The 2,210-nt window shown below is 35.8% G+C and carries 3 protein-coding genes; all 3 read right to left on the reverse strand.

The genetic code is table 11. The features are described from left to right. Positions 1–26 precede the first annotated feature (26 nt). The 3 genes from ACFINS_RS09550 to ACFINS_RS09560 all read right to left on the reverse strand — a co-directional run bounded on the left by ACFINS_RS09550 (position 27) and on the right by ACFINS_RS09560 (position 2,177). Positions 27–170: a TrwH protein gene (locus tag ACFINS_RS09550; RefSeq protein WP_375645281.1), complete on the reverse strand. Its 144-nt coding sequence runs from the start codon at positions 168–170 to the stop codon at positions 27–29. 243 nt (positions 171–413) lie between these two features. After that, positions 414–1,259: a type IV secretion system protein gene (locus tag ACFINS_RS09555; RefSeq protein ID WP_375701052.1), complete on the reverse strand. Its 846-nt coding sequence runs from the start codon at positions 1,257–1,259 to the stop codon at positions 414–416. A 183-nt stretch (positions 1,260–1,442) separates the two neighbouring features. Continuing rightward, positions 1,443–2,177, reverse strand: a complete 735-nt coding sequence (locus ACFINS_RS09560) for a type IV secretion system protein (protein WP_375701053.1) — start codon at positions 2,175–2,177, stop codon at positions 1,443–1,445. Positions 2,178–2,210: the final 33 nt, after the last annotated feature.

Raw genomic sequence — 2,210 nt, forward strand, 5'->3', positions numbered from 1 at the left:
CATTCCTGTTATAATAAATCGCTTTTTCATCTGTCTCCTCGCTTAATTTCGGCAGGGATTGTTTTATTAATAGGCACGCGGTTCCTATCATTGGGCTGTTTTAGCTTTGGTGCTAATGCACAAGCCGATAAAAGGTTTGCAATCAAAATTACAAGTATGATTAACTTCATTTTGACATGACTCTTTTTTACTGTTATACACATTCTGATATTTGTTGTCATTATTATAATTTCGACACCAAAGTAAAGTGTATAGTTTACGATAATTTATCTTTTCTTAATTTCATTTTTTAATTTATGAAAATAGCTCAATTTCAGTGCAAATATTTTTTGCTTTAGGATTGGATATCCTCGTTATTTTGTCATATGGATATTAAGGGCGTCTGTTACGGGAACCATTGCTTTTTATCTCAGCTAGTTTTTATGTCTCCATAGATGTCCGAATGTAATGCCTTTTGCGAGAGAATTGGCCATGCTTGATAGTTTGAGTAACAGCATGATGGATATAATGGACAAGATGAGAGCTCCTCCAAACATGAAGCTTACATTCTGGTCGTAGTCGAGTTTCATATCGCTCAAATAGTTTGCAAAGATATTCATCATCAGATTAAATACAGTTGCTAAGAGTAGAAAGAGGATTATATAATTGGCGACTTGTACAATCCATTGCTCAAAAAAGCGATAAGTTGGTTGCCAGAGTAGAGCAATAATGAAGATTGGTCCCAATCCTACGAGAAGTGTAATAGCGATTTTTGTCAGAAGGACGAGACCTCCACCGATTGCTACGACGAGGCTTGTTGCTAGCAAGATGAGGATTCCTAAGAGACTGTAAAGCAGTCCATTGGACTCGAAGAAGACGGTTTCTTGGAAAAGACGTCCTGCATATTGAAATCCTTTGGTTGCTGCTTTGTCCAGTAAATTCATTAATTGTGTATCATTGAGTGGATTTGTTATGAGCGCTTTTGATAACTCATAGGGCATTTGTGTGATCAAAATGGCAATTTCACTCTGATAAAGTCCTGTGGTAAGAGCTATTGAAGTAATAATACTTATCCGTAGGAAACGGTTTACGAACCCGGAGAGAGGCATATCTATAGCGCCACGAATGATGAGCCATCCGTAGATGATGAAAGCGATTGTGATTCCAATTGAAACAAAGGGTGTAATTGTAGCTATTGTTTTTGAGGAAATGTCCGTGACATATGTTTTTGTTATCTGATCAATTTTATTGAAAAGTTGCGTGAACACTGTAAAGTCCATGGAATTCCTCTTTAATGAATTTTCAACTTTTTATCACCTTGGAACATAGATATATGCTAAACGCTTCATTTGCATGTATACATTACCTAAGTGTTTTCAGCACGATATCTTGGCTTTGATAAAATCTTTGTGCTTCTCTTAATTGTTCAGAGAGTACTGAACCTTCTACATCGGCTTTTGTTTTCATCGTATGGTAGGCATTCCTTTTTTTTCATGATCAAAAATTTTCATATCAAGTTCGCGTCTTTTCCTTTTGATAAGTGATTTCTCAGCCTTACGTAAATGTGCTACCATTTGTACCTTTATAGATTCATTTTGGATCATGGCTAACGAACCATCGATATGTGCTTGAAGATCTGCAATATCTTTCAGGTTTTCTTTTGTTTGAAGTTCATTAAATAGACTTTTGAGGTATTGAAAACGATTTTCTACGTTTTCAAAAGTTTCTAAACTTACAGCTTTATCTAGTATCGATGCAAATTGTAAACGCTCTGAAATAGTTTTGCCCATTTGATCAAAAGGCCCAGAAACTTTGTTTTCGTCCTCTAATACCTCTTGATATGATTTCCTTGAAAGCTTATCACTCTTATAGAACGATTCTGGTTCTTTGAGAAAAAAACTAGAAAAATCTATAGTTTTAGGTCCAGTTTTTTGACTATTTGTTATAGCCTGATAGGTTTTTTCTGTTTGCGAAAGTTGTTCTTTTTTCAACTCAAGCTGTTTTTTTAAGAGCTCAATAATTTCCCCTTTTTTTAATAGATTAGTAAGCTCCAGATATTCTGCTGGTAGAGCAGGTGGTGGGGCTGAGTCCTTATGTGACGAGAGGTCATAAGATACGCTTGTAACTGCATCCGCATGTGCTAGATTTAGCATTCCCAAAAGGGTAATCATTCCTGTTATAATAAATCGCTTTTTCATCTGTCTCCTCGCTTAATTTCGGCAGGGATTGTT

Origin of the sequence: Bartonella sp. AA2SXKL, from assembly GCF_042197205.1 — a bacterium.
Taxonomy (GTDB): domain Bacteria; phylum Pseudomonadota; class Alphaproteobacteria; order Rhizobiales; family Rhizobiaceae; genus Bartonella.

What these genes read in the sequence shown, in the direction of transcription:
- ACFINS_RS09560 (WP_375701053.1), bottom strand. Translation starts at nt 2,177, where the DNA reads ATGAAAAAGCGATTTATTATAACAGGAATGATTACCCTTTTGGGAATG.
- ACFINS_RS09550 (WP_375645281.1), bottom strand. Translation starts at nt 170, where the DNA reads ATGAAGTTAATCATACTTGTAATTTTGATTGCAAACCTTTTATCGGCT.
- ACFINS_RS09555 (WP_375701052.1), bottom strand. Translation starts at nt 1,259, where the DNA reads ATGGACTTTACAGTGTTCACGCAACTTTTCAATAAAATTGATCAGATA.